We start from the raw sequence: 15,644 nt of genomic DNA on the forward strand, positions 1-15,644 counted from the left end.
GCGAGGGGGAGTAGGGTTGGATCGTGCAAAACAATCCGAGCCGCTAAGGAAGCAAGCCGCTTATTCGATAACCGGCTTTGGAAGACTGCGAGCGATAGGGTCCTATGCTGAAGGCTGCGCGACGATTAGTCCGGTATACCCGGAGGAGCGCCTGGCCTCGGAATTGTTCCAGAGGCGGTTCGGCTGGTCTCATCCCATTGCAGGAACGGTAGGCGACGCGATGGAGGCATTACTGATCAGCTTGATTCGCCCTAGCGAGTCGGTGCTCGTACTGGTGAACGGCCCGCTTGGGAGGCGAATGGCGGATCTATCCGAACGGCTGGAAGCTGATGTCATTCTAATAGAGCAGAGCTGGGGAGAGCCGTTCGATTCCGACGATATAGAGCGGGAGCTGAGGAAGCACAGGCCATCCCTTTTGGCAGTTGCCCACGGTGAATGGGTGACGGGGCGATGCCAGCCGCTTGATCGAATCGGCAAGCTGTGCGGTGAGCTCGACATACGTATTGTCGCCGATTGTACGGCAACAGCTGGTCGAATGCCGATCCGATCGGAGGAATGGCATCTGGATGCGGCTTTCGGATCGATCGGAGCCGATTCCGACGTCACGCAAGGAACGACGATCGTATCATACAACGATCGTATACTGGCAAAGCAGCTGCATCGCCGATGGGGAGATAGTCCGTTTCTTCAGCTATGCGAAGACTGGAGGAACGCCAAGCGATACCCCGCATCATTTGGAGAACAACATGCCTCTGCGGAGTCGGCACTTCAACAATGGATGGATGATGGCAGACGTAACGGTCAGGTTGCAGAGGAGAGGCTTCATGCCGAAGCTTTGGAACAAGGCATGCATGCGATGGGGCTTCTTCCGGCAATGGATACGGAGAGCAAGCTTCCGTATGCGGCTTGTGCATGGGTGCCGAGAGGCGTGGATGGCAAAGAGATTTCACGCAGGCTGCAAGAAGTGCGGGGATTCAGGCTGGATCAGATTGAACGGCGTCACTCCAACGCTTACTGGTCGATTGCGGCAATAGGGAAGCAGGCGGATAGATGCCGCGTTCTGGAGCTGCTCGCCGTGCTGGAGACGGAGCTGCTGGGGGCGGGATTCCGCTTCACGCGCGGGAGCGCGGTGCAGGCGGCGACTGAACGATATGGAAGAGAGCCGGGACGGAGCATGATGGATATAGGAGGAATGATACATGGTGAAGCGGCATGCGAATTGGAGTAACGGCGAACAGGCGGCATTTGTAGAGCGATACGGGCGTTTATTTGATTGCTCGCCATGGGTAGCTGAGAAGGCATGGCATTGCAGGCCATTTCGAACGCGGCAAGAGCTGCTGGCGTCGATGGCGGTAATTGTGATGGAAGCCGAGGAGTCTTTGCAGCTTCAATTGCTTAGGGCACATCCTGAGATGGGTGCGAAGCTGAGAATGACAGCAGCTCCAACGGATGAGCAACGTGGCGGGCTGGATCGCTTGGAGCGTGATGAGGCGTATATTTTCCAGCGCATGAATACCGTATATCGGGAGAGGTTCGGGTTTCCGTTTATTATGGCTGTGAAAGGGCTGACGGCCGATATGGTAGCTGATTCCTTGCAGAAGCGGATGATGAATACAGCGGAACAAGAGAAAAGGCACGCCTTGCTGGAAGTATGCAAAATGGCGGCATTCCGACTTGCACATGTGGAGGAGGACTCCGTTATTGGCTAGCGGGCGGGGGAAATAAGGATGGGCGGTAGACTGACGACGCATGTGCTTCATACGGCTAGCGTTCTACCCGTCGTCCATGTCGTGGTCGAGCCTTTATATGAAAATGCTGACCTGGGATCTTATCTTAATCATTCTGGTATGGTTGGCTGCCGGTTGGCGAGCGCAACATGTCTGCTTCGGAGTTCAAGGTACGGGGTGTGCCTTATGAGAAAGCAGTGGTTCTAGACCACTTAAGACAGGGGAGAAGGATGCGCTATGGCGATGGAATTGGCAGAATGCAAGGATGCGGGGTTTGCGAGTGTATGGCAGCCCGGAAGCGTGGAAGAGGCTTGGCGGCTGAAGCGGAGCTTCGGGGAGAACTCCAGCTACGCAGCTGGCGGCACGCTGCTTCGCATGCAGAGGCATAACGGCATCAGACCGGAGCGGAAACATCTGATCAGCCTGCTCGGCATTCCGGAGCTGCATAACCTCCGGTTGTCGGACGGGGCTGTCAGCATTGGCGCGGGTGCAGCGCTGAACGAATGCCGCCGGCATCCGCTGCTGAAGCGGCACGGCGAGCTGCTGGTCACCGCAATTGACCAGATTGCGGAGCCAGCCTTCCGTCATCTGGCTACGATCGGCGGCCATGTATCCAGCCTTGTCGGGGATGCGGTGCCGGCGCTCATGGCAATGAATGCCCAATTGGTCATCTTTCGCGGGAGGGGCTGGAGCCGCTGTCCCATTCTGGACTGGATTCAAGGAAAGGGAGGCGCGCGCGAGCCGGGTGATTTGCTCGTGAGAGTGGAGATTCCGGTCGTTAGTGAACGCGATACGGACCGTGCGCAGGAAGAGATGTTCGCCTTTTATGAAATAGTAGGCCGGCGGGAAGTGTTCATCCCATCGCTTGAGACGGTTGCCGCGCAAGGCAAGATAGCTGAGGACGTGCGCATTACTGAGCCGCACATATTGGCGGAAGGCGGCACGGCCCTGCCAGACCGGCAGATGGAGGCGGAGCGGACGATAAACGGAACGACCCTTAGCGACCATATGCTTGGGTTAATCCATGAAGCGATTAAAGGACAATACATGGCGGCGGAGAATCTGTTCGCAGGTTCGGCTTACCGGAAGGAGGCTACCGCGAATCTGATCTCTGCACAGCTATGGAAGATGATAAAGCGGAAGTAATCCACCACAGGGCAGGTTCTCGGACTGAATCGGCTCGGCATTATCCAGCCGGATCAGTCTGTCCTATGTGAGGACATAGATCGTTACGTCGGCAATGCAATCACTGCCTTAGTCGACGATTCCTGGGCGGAAGCGGCATAGGCCCTTTCGCTTATTGAAGTCCCGCCTATCCCGGTGGAGAATGCGAATACACGAGTTGCTGCTTATGCATGCCTTAAGGTTTATGGTATGATATGGATAAGCGTCAGCGATTCGATGAGCAAGCAGCCGGTGCCAGAAGCCAGAGCTGCTGCCGCTTGATCTGCAGGCGGAATTTCATTGCAAGTGCGGCCGGCACAGTACAGCCAATCGCAGAATGCTGCTGGAATTCGGCGTGACATTCGGAACATTATAAGGTGTGCCAAAAGCGTCGCGTTGCCGGAACTTCTTCCGGTACGCGCCGCTTTCTTTTCAAATGCGGGGGACTTAAAATCCTGCGGGATCAAGACAGGACATCAAGGCTCGTACGCACGCAAATCAACTTCAGGATAGGTGATTGTTATGAATATACGAAAAATTAGATTCCACGAACCAGATCATACGCCATCGAGCGAGGATCGGGACGAATACGAAAAGGATTACGCGAGGCTCATCCAATCGCCGGCTTTCCGGCGGCTGCAGGGTAAGTCGCAAGTATTCGGCGCGGGCTCCGGGGATTATTACCGGACGAGGCTGACCCATTCTCTCGAAGTGTCTCAGATAGCAAGAGAGGTTGCTCGCAGACTCGGCAAGACGTATCCGTTTCTAGCGAATAATGAGCATCCCGGATTGAAGCTCGTACCCGAGGTTGTGGAATGTGCGGCGCTTGCGCATGATCTGGGGCATCCGCCGTTCGGGCATAAGGGCGAGGAGGTGCTGGATCGGATTTTGAGGGACCGGTATGGCGTGCCATATGAGGGCAATGCGCAAAACTTCCGCATCCTTATGTTTCTGGAGAAGCGGGCTGGCAGTGAACGAGGATTGGATCTGACGGCTGCCGTCCTGCTGGCGATCAACAAATATCCGTATAATATGGATGAGCCCGGTCGGATGAAGGGTGTCTACCCGATGGAATGGAAGGGCATCGAATATTTGCGGGATCTATGGGGGATGCCGGCAGGCTGCAGTACGCTGGAGGCGCAGCTTATGGATCTTTGTGATGACATTGCCTATTCCACCCATGATATCGAAGATGGTATTCGCGCTGGCAAGATCCTCTTGACTGAGGAGTTTGTCGAGGATGATCATTTGGTAGAAGGAGTCGTGCGGGAAATCCTGGATGACCCAGCTAGTATAGCGGCGGTACAGTGGGAGAGCACGAATCTGAAGGCGATGGTGCGCCGGGTGCTGGAGAGCTATTATCGCGAGTGGAAATCAATCTTCGTCCAGTACGGACGAGAGACTTCCCGCACACGCCGGGAGATGAAGGCCAGATGGGTGAGCAAGTTCGCGAGCGGCGTCGGTATTATCGACGACCCGAAGACCGGCTGGAAACGCGTGACGTTCGTTAAGGAAGGCGCCGAGGATTTGGAACTGCTGCGTACGATGGAAATTTTGAAGAAGCTTGCTTGGGTGACGCTGATCAAAGATTTTCGGGTGCAGCGGCTGCAGAAGCGCAGCGAAAACATGCTTATCCGGCTATGGGACAGTCTGGAGCAATACGATACGGGCAGATTGCTCTTGCCGCCGGATTGGGTGGAAAGCTATGACAACCAGAAGGGCGAATGGCCATGGGAGCGGGTTGTCGCTGACTATATTGCCGGCATGACGGACGCTTATGCTGAGAAAGTGTATACCGAATTATTCGCAAGCCGTTCCGGTTCGATCTACGAGCGGGATTAAGAAGCGCTATCTATAGATTCCAATCATGCAATCCGTCTTGCGCTCATATAGTGTAAGGCGGCGGTACAGGCCCCGGCGTCGCAGACGTTCGGGGTTTTTCGCTGATTGGAGGTTAAGTGGCCATGATGGATACGGGTAATCGGAATGGATATAGCCAGGAGCTGGATTTTACGATACAGGGGATGAGCTGCGCGGCATGTGCAGCCAGAATCGAGAAGACACTCAGTCGGATGGAAGGCGTAACGGAGGCGGCGGTGAGCTTTCCGCTGCGTACTGCGTGGGTGCAGGTGAGCGGCGGTCAAGTCACGAAGGAGCGGCTAGCGGAGAAGGTGGGACAGCTCGGATTCAGCGCCAAGCTGAACGAAAGCGCAAGCGAGGGGCTGCACCGGGAGCGGAGTTGGCTTCGTCTTCGGCTTATTGCGGCGATCCTGCTAACGTTGCCGCTAATGGCCGGCATGGCGACGCATCTGCCGGGGTTGCAGCCGGTTGCCGAACTGCTGCCGGATATTCTGTTTTTGCCTTGGCTGCAGCTCGCGCTTGCGACGATTGTTCAGTTTGTGATCGGGATGCCGTTTTACTTTGGCGCCTATTATGCGGTCAGGCAGCGGAGCGCCAATATGGATGTATTAGTGGTGATCGGGACGACGGCAGCCTATTTGTATAGCCATTATGTCGTTTTTCGAGACGGGTTGTTCGATGGCGGGACGCATGGGTCGCCTCTGTACTTCGAGACGTCCGCTGTCGTGATGACGGCGATATTGCTGGGCAAATATATTGAAACATCCGCCTCATTAAAGGCTCAACGGGAGTCGATCGGCTTTGATGAGCTGCGGGTGCAGTCGGCGCTTGTCGAGCGAGGCGGGACGGTCACTTCTCTGCGAACCGAATATGTGCGCAAAGGGGATATCGTCCATGTGGGTGAAGGGGAATTCGTACCTGTAGATGGAATGATCCAGCATGGCGAGTCGACGCTGGACGAATCGCTGCTGACGGGCGAGAGCGCTGCCGTCGCCAAACGATCGGGAGACGGCGTGTGGGCAGGGACGCGCAACGGCTCCGGCAAGCTGACGGTTGTTACGGGAGCGGCTGGTCACGAAACCTTGCTTAGCCGTATCCAGGAGCTTGTTCATCAAGGCCAGCGGGCGAAGTCTTCGCTGCAATCGCAAGTAGACGCCGTCGCCAGCTGGTTTGTCCCCGCCATGCTGATCGCCGCGGTCTTGACCTTGGCCATATGGGGGCTTGCCATCGAGCCGGGCAACTGGAGTAAAGCGGCGTTATGCGCCATAGCTGTCCTATTGGCGGCCTGTCCGTGCGCGCTTGGTCTTGCCGCGCCGATCTCGCTAGTTATTGCATCAGGGCGGCTCGCCAAGCGGGGCATTGTCGCCAAGGAAGCGGGCGCGGTGGAGCGGCTGGCCTCGATTCATACGCTTGTACTGGACAAAACAGGCACGCTGACCGAAGGCAAGCCAAAGGTCAGCTTTGTCGGTCCGATCGGGCTTGGCCGTTCATCTCTTCTTCGATTGGCGGTTGCGCTGGAGTCAGAATCTTCGCATCCATTAGCGGACGCTATAAGGGATGAAGCGGGAAGAATTGGGCTTGTTACGCCTGATGCGGAGCGAATCGCTTATGCGGCGGGAGGAGGCGCACTGGGATGGATACGCGGTGTACATACGGTGATCGGCAATGCCAATTATGTCGAGAGTCTTGGACTTGAAATATCGCCAGAAGCAAGGCGGCAGGCATCGGAGCGGGAGGCGCATGGAGAGACAGTCGTTTACGTTATGGAAGGGGGGGCTTGTGCAGGCGTAATGGGATTCAGAGATCGGCTCAAGAGCGACGCCGCTCAGATGGCAAGAGAGCTTAAGCGCCTGGGCGTCCAGCCGATCGTCGCGACAGGCGACCATGCAGCTCCCGCGAATGCCGTCGCCAAAGCGCTCGGCGTTAAAGAAGTCCATGCTTCCATGCTGCCGGAGAGCAAGCTGGCGCTCGTGGAGCAGCTTAAGCGGGGAGGCAAGCGGGTCGCGATGGCAGGCGACGGATGGAACGATGCGCCTGCGCTGGCTGCAGCCGATGTGGGCATTGCGATGGGAAACGGCACTTACGGCGCCCTTAATGCGGGGCATATCACGCTTATCTTCTCCAGGCTGCAGGCGATTACGGAGGCGATCCGCCTTAGCCGACTGGCGATAAGGAATATCCGGCAAAATCTCGTATTTGCGCTCTGTTATAATGCCGTCATTATTCCCTTTGCGGCTATCGGCTATCTGCAGCCGTGGATGGCGGGTACAGCGATGGCGCTCAGCTCTGTATCGGTCGTTGCCAATGCGCTTCGGCTAGGACCTCGCATGGAACGGTCTGCGGAGAGGAACCGCTAATGTCGCTCAGCCTGAACGGAATTGGCCTCATAATGTTGACGGGATTGTTCAGCGCTCCTCATTGCATCGGTATGTGCGGCGGCATCGTATCGGCTGTATCGCTGCAGTCGGCTGCTTCTGCCAGACGATCGATGCTGCTTTATAACGCGGGTCGGATCGTTTCCTATTCGCTGCTAGGGGCTGCTATGGGGGCGGTTGGCTCGTTTGTCGATGTCGCCGGCAGATTCGCGGGGATCAGAGGGCTTGCTTCCATTATTGGCGGCTGCTTCGTCCTGCTATGGCTATGGCGGAAAGTGCAGATCCCGTTCCTGAACCGCTTGTCAGGGAGGCTTCATCAGGAGCTGGCTTCCGGCGTACGTGTCTCCGAGCGCAAAGAGACGGCTCACTTGCTGGCAACGGGCTTTGCATTCGGCTTCCTGCCTTGCGGCTTGACCTATGCGATGAGCATGAATGCTGCGGCTACCGGCTCATTGGCGGAGGGGGCGGTCGTGATGGCTTTGTTTGGCCTTGCGACTATGCCAGCCCTTGTGTTTGCCGCTTCAATTGCTGCGTTGGCCAACAAACATTGGCGGCGTTTCATGCGTCGAGCCGGCGTCGTGACAGCCGTCGCCGTCGGCCTGATCTCGATTCTAAGAGGACTTGCCGCGAATGGAATCATCCCGTCCGTATCGCCGTGGCTATGGTAGTTCATGATAGGCTCGGTTGGTGAGATAGTGTTGTGTGACACGCTTAATCGTGCGGAAACGGCGACACTGGTAAAATAGTGTTGTGTGACATTTTTAATTGCTCATAACGAGTGAAAATGGTGAAATAAGGTTGCGTGGCACGCCAATTCGCTGAAAACGCCTAAAATGGCAAGCTTAAATAGACCGCTTTTAGCGTTCGGGTTACGATGGCGTCTCGGTCGCCGTCGATGGTCAGCGAAGCTTTCCATAGACCAGGCATTAACGGCACCCCTTCGCCAGAGTATAGGCCTGGCGCCGTCTCGGTTAAGGAGAAATCGAAATCGCCGCAGACCATGCTAATCATCTCCAGCTTGATATCGAGCTGCGCTCCCTGTAGCGGGTTACCCGAAGCATCGCTCATTTTTAACTGAAAGGTGTTGCTGGCGAGGACGGTGGCGGGATAATCGACAATATTCCATTCCAATTGTCCGCCGTTATAGCTGTGTACGGTAATGGCGGCATCCGCAGAGATAGCCTGAGGCCTGAGCATGAGCACGATCATTGCAACCACGGCTATCCCTGTCACGAAGAATAATGTCCAGGAAATCCAGCTTCTGCGGCTGGAAGGGGATGTGTGATCCGACGAATTTACAGCTTTGGTCATCTTGATGCCTCCTTATACGATGAGCAATCATACATCTGTAGAACAAGTAATCCGAAGTTGCCCGATGAACATATGGTCGCATAAGGAGGTTCGAACACTAGATCGTTGGCTGCCCGTTATACATTACCTATGTCGGAAGATGAGCGGTTTATGCCTTGCTGAGCTTGGCCGAATGTCAGTGTGATCGCGCAAATGGATGGACAATTGCGGGCGGGAAGTGTATAGTAACTACTGATATTTTAATAGTTGAAAGCAATGAGGTGCTTTGCGAGGCGCAGCATGTCAACCACAGCGGACAAGCTTGATGTTCGCCTGTGTGTCGCAAAAGCTTAATAGGGAAGCCGGTGCAATTCCGGCGCGGACCCGCCACTGTAAGGAGGGCATGAACACGAATCCGCGATTCGTGTGTGCCAACGCAGCCGTAGTACGTCACTGAGCGATCAGCTCGGGAAGACGCGGCATGCGACAATCCGAGCCAGGAGACCTGCCTTTTTGTATGAACGCTGTTACCTACGTGGACTTAGGGAGGTGTTGGAGAGGCATGTTTCGCTGCGCGTATCGCGGCGATTGACACGGGCGTTTCCGGCACAGGGGCCGGGGATGCTTTTTTTTGTGTCCAAATGCAAGATGCAGAAGCAATTCTGCAATAAAAATGACGATCTGATACAGGAGTGAATGAGAAAATGAAGGTAATGTCTTGGACAAAAATGAAAACAGCCGTAAGCCTGCTGCTCATTATGATGATGGTAGTGTTGGCGGCATGCGGTGCGACCACAGATACAGACAAGGGCGCAGTCAACAGCAATAACCAGACCGAACAGGGCGCATCGGCATCCCCAAGCCCGGAAGCAACGCCGGAACCATCAGAGGAAGCCAGTCAGACGACCTATCCGTATGAGGTAACCGACGCCACAGGCACAGCCATTACGTTCGAAAAAGCGCCAAGCGCTATCGTTACGCTGGTGCCAAGCGAAACCGAAACGATATTCGCGATCGGTGCAGGCGCACAAGTGGTAGGCGTCGACGAGTGGAGCAACTATCCGGAGGAAGCAGCGTCCATCGCCAAGATCGGCGATATGACCACGAATATTGAGGCTGTGACTGCGCTTAATCCCGATTTGATCCTGGCTTCTTCTTCCATGAATGTCGATGCCATTGCGAAGCTGCGCGAGCTTGGACTGAATGTCTACGCCACAAATCCGAAAACCTACGATGAAGTAGTTGCCAAAGTAGAGGAAATCGGTAAAATTATGAATATGCAAGCTGGAGCCGCAGAAGTTGCGGATCATATGCGCGAAGTGAAAGAGCAAGTGACGACTGCGGTTAAAGACGCAGAGAAGAAAAAGGTTTACCTGGAGTTTTCGCCTGGCTGGACAGTTGGTTCGGGAGAGTTTTTGGACGAGCTTCTGACGTTGGCTGGCGGCATTAACATCTCTGCGGCGCAGCCTGGCTGGTTCGAAGTTAATGGCGAAGAAGTCATTACGCAAAATCCGCAGCTGATTATTTACCCTGATTTCGGAGAGGAGAAGAGCTCCATCGTCGCAGGTATCGAGACGCGTCCCGGCTGGGAAGCAATCGATGCGGTGAAGAACAATCAAATGTTCGCCGTAACCAACGATCCGCTTGTGCGCGTTGGTCCTCGACTGGCGGACGGACTGCTTGAGCTTGCGAAAGCGATCCATCCTGAGCTTGTCAAATAAATGTTGCGAATAAAAGGAATAACGTATGGAGGAGCAGCTTTGCTCCTTCTTGCTGTTTCTATGATAGCTAGCCTGTCTATCGGCTCCGCAGGATTGTCCTTTGTGGATGTATGGGGCATATTGATTCACCAGCTTCCGGGAATGCCTGATCCCGCCGACAAATGGACAAGCGGGGAAATTGCGATCGTGACGCAGGTGCGGCTTTCGCGGATATGGCTGGATGTGTTGGTTGGCGCTTGTCTTGCGCTGGCGGGAGCAGGATTTCAAGGAGTGCTCCGTAATCCGCTAGCCGATCCCTATACGCTTGGCGTTGCATCGGGCAGCTCTGTCGGGGCTGCGTTTATTATTTTGACAGGCATGCAGCTTGCGCTTGGCCTCTGGACGATACCGGTGGTCGCCTTCACTACGGGGATTCTAACCTTGCTTGCGGTGATCTGGCTATCACGCAGCAGGGGCGTCATGCAGATCGAGACGATTATTTTGTCCGGCGTCATTATTCAATCGTTCCTCGGTGCGTTCGTATCGCTCATGGTGTCGATGTCGCAAGGGGTCGTCAACCAGATCCTGTTCTGGATTATGGGCTCGCTGGCTCATAGAAGCTGGGAGCATGTATATATGATGATTCCATTCCTGGTCATCGCGCTGCCTATTCTGCTGTACTTCAGCCCATCCTTGAATCTGTTCACGCTTGGTGAGAGGCATGCCTCCCATCTGGGGGTTAAGGTGGAGCGGACCAAGCTGATTGTCATGATCATATCTACGCTGCTTACAGCTGCGGCTGTGTCGGTGTCCGGTGTTATCGGATTCGTAGGTCTCGTGGTGCCGCATCTCATTCGCCTGATTGTAGGGCCGGATTATCGGCTTATTATTCCGCTTGCAGGCATTGGGGGCGGGATATTTATGTTATGGGCGGATACGCTGGCACGCAATGTGCTCAGCCCCAAAGAATTGCCGCTTGGAGTCGTAACGGCGCTAATCGGCGCTCCGTTCTTCGCCTATTTGCTGCACCGCAGGATGAAGGTGGAAGGAGGGGCTAAATCTTGAGTCTGGTTGCCAAGCAAGTCGGCGCTCTTATACAAGGAGCGTCTGTGCTGGAGGCGATATCGGCTACGTTCGAACGAAATCGCATCTATGGCATTATTGGTCCCAATGGCGTTGGCAAATCGACACTGCTCCATATCTTGTCCGGCTCGGATGCGCCAAGCTCGGGGACGGTCACGCTTGACGGCATTCCGCTATCCGATATGCCGGGGAAGACACTGGCCCGAAGGCTTGCTGTCTTGCAGCAAGGCGGGTTGCCGCCAGTTGGATTTACGGTACGTGAAGTGGTGGCTATGGGGAGATTCCCCCACCAGAACTGGCTTGGCGGAGAGCAGGAGGATCCCGAGTCTATTATAGACGGGGCGCTCCATGCAATGGGGTTAGTCGACCTTCAAAGCCGCAAGCTGCATCAGCTAAGCGGCGGAGAACGCCAGCGTGTGGCGTTGGCGAAGCTGATGACCCAGCAGCCGGAGATCCTGCTCCTGGATGAGCCGACTACCTATCTCGATATCGGCTATCAGATCGAGCTGCTGGACACAGTGAAGGCATGGCAGAAGCGTAAAGGCCTTCTTGTTATCGCCGTATTGCATGACTTGAATCTGGCCTCCTTATATTGCGATAAGCTCATCGCCTTGCACAAGGGACGGATTACGGCGGAGGGAACGCCTGAAGAGGTGCTGCAGCCAGTCGTGATTGAACGGCTGTATGGAGCGAAAACGACCCTCATCAAGCATCCCGCAACGGGAGTGCCGCAATTAATATTGCAGCCGGGATCAGAGTAAAGCTGTGCCAGAGATGTTATTCAGGCTTAGCTGATATGAATCCATGTATATCAATTAAAGCGGTTCTGGTTTAGAAGCAACACGCGTAAGTATGCGGCCAGTGTTGCCTATGCGGGAGTTAGCTTAGTCTAGCGAAAACGGCAAACGGAAATAGATCAGCCAGTTGAGGGGGAAGTCATAAGCATGAACAATACCGAACTTGAGGAGCGTCTCTTTGCAGTCCTGAGCGCGATTCCGGCTTTCGATGAAGAAGCGGCCCGCCGGGCGGAGCTTCATTCCGATCAATTGACGAAGCCGCCGGGCAGCCTTGGCAAGCTGGAGGCGATTGCGGCTCAGCTCGCAGGAGCGACAGGCGAGCTATGGCCGGATTTGTCCAAGCGGGCGGTCATAGTGATGGCCGCTGATCACGGCGTATGCGAGGAGGGCGTCAGCGCTTTCCCGCAAGCGGTTACGCCGCAGATGGTTCATAATTTCTTGAGTGGCGGCGCTGCTGTCAATGTTCTGGCGCGCCAGGCAGGGGCAGAGGTGGTATGCGTGGATATCGGTGTCGCAGCCGAGCTCAAGCATGATAATCTCGAAAGCCGCAAAGTCGTATGGGGTACCCGGAATATGGCGAAGGAAGCCGCGATGACCCGGTCGGAAGCCGTTGAAGCCATTATGACCGGCATTGCTGTCACCCAGGCACAAATCGCGAAGGGAACGCGATTGTTTGCAACAGGGGAGATGGGCATCGGCAATACGACAGCGAGCGCTGCTATCACATCTGTCCTTGCGGACCTTTCACCCGAGCTGACCGTTGGCCGCGGCACTGGCATTAATGACGGTGTGCTCGCCCATAAGGTTGAAGTGGTTAAGCGCGCAATCGAGCTGAATCAGCCGAATCCCGGCGATCCACTAGATGTTCTCGCCAAGGTAGGCGGCGCGGAAATTGCCGGTCTTGTCGGCGTTATAATCGGATCGGCAGCGAATCGTTGTCCGGTCGTGATAGACGGCTATATTTCCACGACGGCGGCGCTTGTCGCTTCCAGGCTGTCGCCGCGCACGGTTCCGTATATGCTGGCTTCCCACTTGTCGCATGAGCTGGGCCATTCCAGGCTTATGGAGGCGATCGGCTTGTCTCCGCTCATTCATCTGGAGATGAGGCTGGGCGAAGGCACGGGAGCGGTACTCGGCTTCCATCTGCTGGATGCTTCGCTTCTTCTTATGCAGGAGATGGCGACCTTTGACAGTGCGGGAATATCGAAGTCATAACCGGGAGGAAGGCTCATGGCTATACTGATTACAGGCGGCGCGCGCAGCGGCAAAAGCCGCTTCGCGGAACAATACGCAGCCAGGCTTGGAACCCATGGCGTCTATATTGCCACTTGCCAGCCTTACGATGAGGAGATGAAGGAACGTATTCGCCTGCATATGCGGGATCGTGAAGCTTCTGGCTTCCGTTGGGAGACGAAGGAGGAGCCGCTGGAGGCCGCAGCCTTGCTTCGCAAGCTTGCCTTGGACTTTGCGGATGAAAGCCGTGAGGCCGCAGCTGAAGGCAGGCCCTGGACGGCACCGCCTGTGCTTCTTGATTGTATAACCCTATGGCTCACCAACTGGCTTCTGCATTCGGAGGAAGAACAGGGTGGGGCTGACCGGCTCGCCCGTCAGACGGACGCATTCATTGAAGCCGTTCGAAGCTATCCGTATCCGCTTCTGCTTGTTACGAATGAGGTAGGAGACGGAATCGTGCCGGAATATTCGCTAGGCCGCCGATTCCGTGATGAAGCCGGCAGGCTGAACCAGCGGCTGGCTGAGATATGCGACCGCGTCTTTCTGGTTACGGCGGGTATTCCCGTCGAGCTGAAGGCAATCGCATTCCGGTGGGACGAGCTGTGATCTTCTATAGTGTGCAAGAGCTGCTGCTGCTTGCGATGGCAGCCGTTGTCATCGATTGGATAATAGGCGACCCCAAGTGGCCTACTCATCCCGTCATTTGGATTGGACGGCTCATCAAAGGGTTGGAACGCCTGTTGTATCCGAAGGATATGTCTGCATCGCCATTTGCGGCCAAGCTTCGCGGATGCCTTCTGACGCTAATTACGATCATAGTCAGCTGGGGAGTCATGACGCTGATCGTATGGACTGCGGATGCTGTCCATACATGGTTGGGGTATGCGGTGTCCGCGTGGTTCATCTCGACAACGCTGGCAGTCAAAGGGCTGAAGGATGCGGCGATGCTGGTGTATATGCCGTTGACAGGGGGCAATCTGGAAGAGGCGCGCCGTTACGTCGGCTATATTGTGGGCAGGGATACCGATGGCTTAAGCGAGCCGGAGGCAGCCAGAGCGACGATCGAGACAGTAGCTGAAAATACGGTAGACGCCTTCCTGTCGCCGCTGCTGTTCGCGCTGATCGGAGGCGCTCCGCTTGCAATGCTGTACCGGTCTGTCAATACGCTCGATTCTATGGTGGGGTATCGTAACGAAACGTATATCTACTTTGGCCGATGCTCTGCCCGGCTTGATGATGTGCTGAATTATATCCCGGCTCGGCTGACCGGCATCCTCATGGTTGCGGCAGCTGCCTTGCTGCCGGGGATGAAGCCAGGCCACAGCTGGCGGTCGATTCGAGCGTTCGCTTCCCTACATCCCAGCCCCAATAGCGGGATACCGGAATCCGCGGTAGCGGGAGCGATCGGCATTCAGCTCGGCGGGGTCAACCGATACTTTGGCGTAGCGAGCGAGAGAGCTCGCATGGGCTGGAAAACCCGTGAGCTGGAGCCGCGGGATATACGGGCTTCGATACATATCTTATATGCAGTCAGCGTATTGGCGCTGGCGGGAATGGGAGTGGCATGGTTATGTCTCTTGTAAAACTGCATAGGCAAGCGGTTGTGGCCGCCTTTCAATTTTTGACCAGAATTCCGGTTCCGGTCGAAGTGCCGTTCGAACGTCCGGTTTTGACGAGAAGCATCGCCTATTTCCCGTTAGCCGGGGCCGCTATCGGCTTATGTCTGGCTGCTGCGTCTTGGGCGCTGCCGCATGTTCTTCCTCCTTGGCCGTCCGCAATTGTACTGCTTGCGGTCTGGATTGGCTTAAGCGGAGGGCTGCATCTGGACGGCTGGATGGATACGGCTGACGGAGTGCTCAGCCATCGGTCGAGAGAGAGAATGCTTGAGATTATGAAGGACAGCCGGGTTGGCGCCATGGGCGTCATTGCGGCTGTTCTTTTGCTGCTCTTAAAGTCTTCGTTAATCGCCTGGTTAATGGGCGGCGAGTATAGCGGACATGTAGCGATTCCGACCATTCTTGTCATGAGTGCGGTATGGAGCCGCGCTTGGATGGGCGTCGCCATTGCTGGATGGAAGCCTGCTCGACCGAACGAGGGGATCGGACGGTTATTCCACAGCGTTAAGCTGGTCTATGCGCTGATTGCAGTCGTATTGGCTTTTGTTATTTCATTTACTTCATTAATGATTAATAACATTAATTTAATTGAAGCCATGCTAATTGCTGGAGCCGGCTGCATCCTTACTCTACTTACAGGCGGAGTGATGTCCGTCTGGCTTAATCGGAAGCTTGGCGGTTTGACGGGGGATACATACGGCGCGATGAATGAGGCAGTAGAGCTTGCCATGCTGGCGGCAGTTGTTATTTGGGCTTATTAACCGAGCTGAAGCCAGGCATGTCATCCGCCTTTTGTGAA

Annotated in this window: 14 protein-coding genes, 1 pseudogene and 1 riboswitch; of the genes and pseudogenes, 14 read left to right on the forward strand and 1 reads right to left on the reverse strand. The window is 55.6% G+C overall.

Going from position 1 to position 15,644, the window contains the following annotated elements; genetic code table 11:
• Positions 1-16 precede the first annotated feature (16 nt).
• From ACFVSO_RS15195 to ACFVSO_RS15225, 7 genes and pseudogenes are all read left to right on the forward strand, one after another.
• A complete protein-coding gene (locus ACFVSO_RS15195) occupies positions 17-1,228 on the forward strand; it encodes an aminotransferase class V-fold PLP-dependent enzyme (protein ID WP_387474920.1) in 1,212 nt (403 codons plus the stop codon).
• Positions 1,200-1,709, forward strand: coding sequence for a 2-oxo-4-hydroxy-4-carboxy-5-ureidoimidazoline decarboxylase (gene uraD / locus ACFVSO_RS15200; protein WP_387474922.1), 510 nt, complete (start codon positions 1,200-1,202; stop codon positions 1,707-1,709). Before ACFVSO_RS15195 ends, uraD begins: the two co-directional genes overlap by 29 nt.
• Before the next feature lie 255 nt (positions 1,710-1,964).
• Positions 1,965-2,873, forward strand: coding sequence for an FAD binding domain-containing protein (locus tag ACFVSO_RS15205; protein WP_387474924.1), 909 nt, complete (start codon positions 1,965-1,967; stop codon positions 2,871-2,873).
• Positions 2,874-3,147: 274 nt separating this feature from the next.
• Positions 3,148-3,267: pseudogene (locus tag ACFVSO_RS15210) on the forward strand (aromatic ring-hydroxylating dioxygenase subunit alpha); the annotation flags it as partial.
• A 146-nt stretch (positions 3,268-3,413) separates the two neighbouring features.
• On the forward strand, positions 3,414-4,733 hold the full coding sequence (locus ACFVSO_RS15215; protein ID WP_387474926.1) for a deoxyguanosinetriphosphate triphosphohydrolase family protein: 1,320 nt from the start codon (positions 3,414-3,416) through the stop codon (positions 4,731-4,733).
• 122 nt (positions 4,734-4,855) lie between these two features.
• Positions 4,856-7,108: a heavy metal translocating P-type ATPase gene (locus ACFVSO_RS15220; protein ID WP_387474928.1), complete on the forward strand. Its 2,253-nt coding sequence runs from the start codon at positions 4,856-4,858 to the stop codon at positions 7,106-7,108.
• The gene (locus tag ACFVSO_RS15225; protein WP_387474930.1) at positions 7,108-7,794 is read left to right on the forward strand and encodes a sulfite exporter TauE/SafE family protein; all 687 of its coding nucleotides are present in this window, start codon (positions 7,108-7,110) and stop codon (positions 7,792-7,794) included. The genes ACFVSO_RS15220 and ACFVSO_RS15225 overlap by 1 nt, the downstream gene beginning before the upstream one ends.
• A gap of 160 nt (positions 7,795-7,954) precedes the next feature.
• On the opposite strand, the gene ACFVSO_RS15230 is transcribed toward ACFVSO_RS15225, so the two are convergent.
• Complete coding sequence (locus ACFVSO_RS15230; protein ID WP_387474932.1) at positions 7,955-8,437, reverse strand: FixH family protein; 483 nt, start codon at positions 8,435-8,437, stop codon at positions 7,955-7,957.
• Positions 8,438-8,725: 288 nt separating this feature from the next.
• Positions 8,726-8,943, forward strand: a riboswitch (cobalamin riboswitch).
• A 177-nt stretch (positions 8,944-9,120) separates the two neighbouring features.
• On the opposite strand from ACFVSO_RS15230, the gene ACFVSO_RS15235 reads away from it, so the two are divergent.
• The 7 genes from ACFVSO_RS15235 (at position 9,121) to cobS (ending at position 15,606) form a co-directional block, all read left to right on the forward strand.
• Positions 9,121-10,137, forward strand: coding sequence for an ABC transporter substrate-binding protein (locus ACFVSO_RS15235; RefSeq protein ID WP_387474934.1), 1,017 nt, complete (start codon positions 9,121-9,123; stop codon positions 10,135-10,137).
• Positions 10,138-11,181, forward strand: coding sequence for a FecCD family ABC transporter permease (locus tag ACFVSO_RS15240; protein WP_387474936.1), 1,044 nt, complete (start codon positions 10,138-10,140; stop codon positions 11,179-11,181).
• Positions 11,178-11,960 (forward strand): ABC transporter ATP-binding protein, encoded by a 783-nt coding sequence (locus ACFVSO_RS15245; RefSeq protein WP_387474938.1) that lies wholly within the window; start codon positions 11,178-11,180, stop codon positions 11,958-11,960. The genes ACFVSO_RS15240 and ACFVSO_RS15245 overlap by 4 nt, the downstream gene beginning before the upstream one ends.
• Positions 11,961-12,143: 183 nt before the next feature.
• A complete protein-coding gene (gene cobT, locus ACFVSO_RS15250) occupies positions 12,144-13,211 on the forward strand; it encodes a nicotinate-nucleotide--dimethylbenzimidazole phosphoribosyltransferase (RefSeq protein WP_387474940.1) in 1,068 nt (355 codons plus the stop codon).
• 15 nt (positions 13,212-13,226) lie between these two features.
• A complete protein-coding gene (locus ACFVSO_RS15255; RefSeq protein WP_387474942.1) occupies positions 13,227-13,835 on the forward strand; it encodes a bifunctional adenosylcobinamide kinase/adenosylcobinamide-phosphate guanylyltransferase in 609 nt (202 codons plus the stop codon).
• Positions 13,832-14,812, forward strand: a complete 981-nt coding sequence (gene cbiB, locus ACFVSO_RS15260; RefSeq protein ID WP_387474944.1) for an adenosylcobinamide-phosphate synthase CbiB — start codon at positions 13,832-13,834, stop codon at positions 14,810-14,812. Before ACFVSO_RS15255 ends, cbiB begins: the two co-directional genes overlap by 4 nt.
• Entirely contained in the window at positions 14,800-15,606 is an 807-nt protein-coding gene (gene cobS, locus ACFVSO_RS15265; protein ID WP_387474946.1) for an adenosylcobinamide-GDP ribazoletransferase, read from the forward strand. The genes cbiB and cobS overlap by 13 nt, the downstream gene beginning before the upstream one ends.
• Positions 15,607-15,644 lie beyond the last annotated feature (38 nt).

Origin of the sequence: Paenibacillus sp. NPDC057967 (assembly GCF_042887015.1) — a bacterium.
In the GTDB taxonomy this organism is placed as follows: domain Bacteria; phylum Bacillota; class Bacilli; order Paenibacillales; family Paenibacillaceae; genus Pristimantibacillus.

What these genes read in the sequence shown, in the direction of transcription:
- uraD (WP_387474922.1), top strand. Translation starts at nt 1,200, where the DNA reads ATGGTGAAGCGGCATGCGAATTGGAGTAACGGCGAACAGGCGGCATTT.
- ACFVSO_RS15205 (WP_387474924.1), top strand. Translation starts at nt 1,965, where the DNA reads ATGGCGATGGAATTGGCAGAATGCAAGGATGCGGGGTTTGCGAGTGTA.
- ACFVSO_RS15215 (WP_387474926.1), top strand. Translation starts at nt 3,414, where the DNA reads ATGAATATACGAAAAATTAGATTCCACGAACCAGATCATACGCCATCG.
- ACFVSO_RS15220 (WP_387474928.1), top strand. Translation starts at nt 4,856, where the DNA reads ATGATGGATACGGGTAATCGGAATGGATATAGCCAGGAGCTGGATTTT.
- ACFVSO_RS15225 (WP_387474930.1), top strand. Translation starts at nt 7,108, where the DNA reads ATGTCGCTCAGCCTGAACGGAATTGGCCTCATAATGTTGACGGGATTG.
- ACFVSO_RS15230 (WP_387474932.1), bottom strand. Translation starts at nt 8,437, where the DNA reads ATGACCAAAGCTGTAAATTCGTCGGATCACACATCCCCTTCCAGCCGC.
- ACFVSO_RS15235 (WP_387474934.1), top strand. Translation starts at nt 9,121, where the DNA reads ATGAAGGTAATGTCTTGGACAAAAATGAAAACAGCCGTAAGCCTGCTG.
- ACFVSO_RS15240 (WP_387474936.1), top strand. Translation starts at nt 10,138, where the DNA reads ATGTTGCGAATAAAAGGAATAACGTATGGAGGAGCAGCTTTGCTCCTT.
- cobT (WP_387474940.1), top strand. Translation starts at nt 12,144, where the DNA reads ATGAACAATACCGAACTTGAGGAGCGTCTCTTTGCAGTCCTGAGCGCG.
- ACFVSO_RS15255 (WP_387474942.1), top strand. Translation starts at nt 13,227, where the DNA reads ATGGCTATACTGATTACAGGCGGCGCGCGCAGCGGCAAAAGCCGCTTC.
- cobS (WP_387474946.1), top strand. Translation starts at nt 14,800, where the DNA reads ATGTCTCTTGTAAAACTGCATAGGCAAGCGGTTGTGGCCGCCTTTCAA.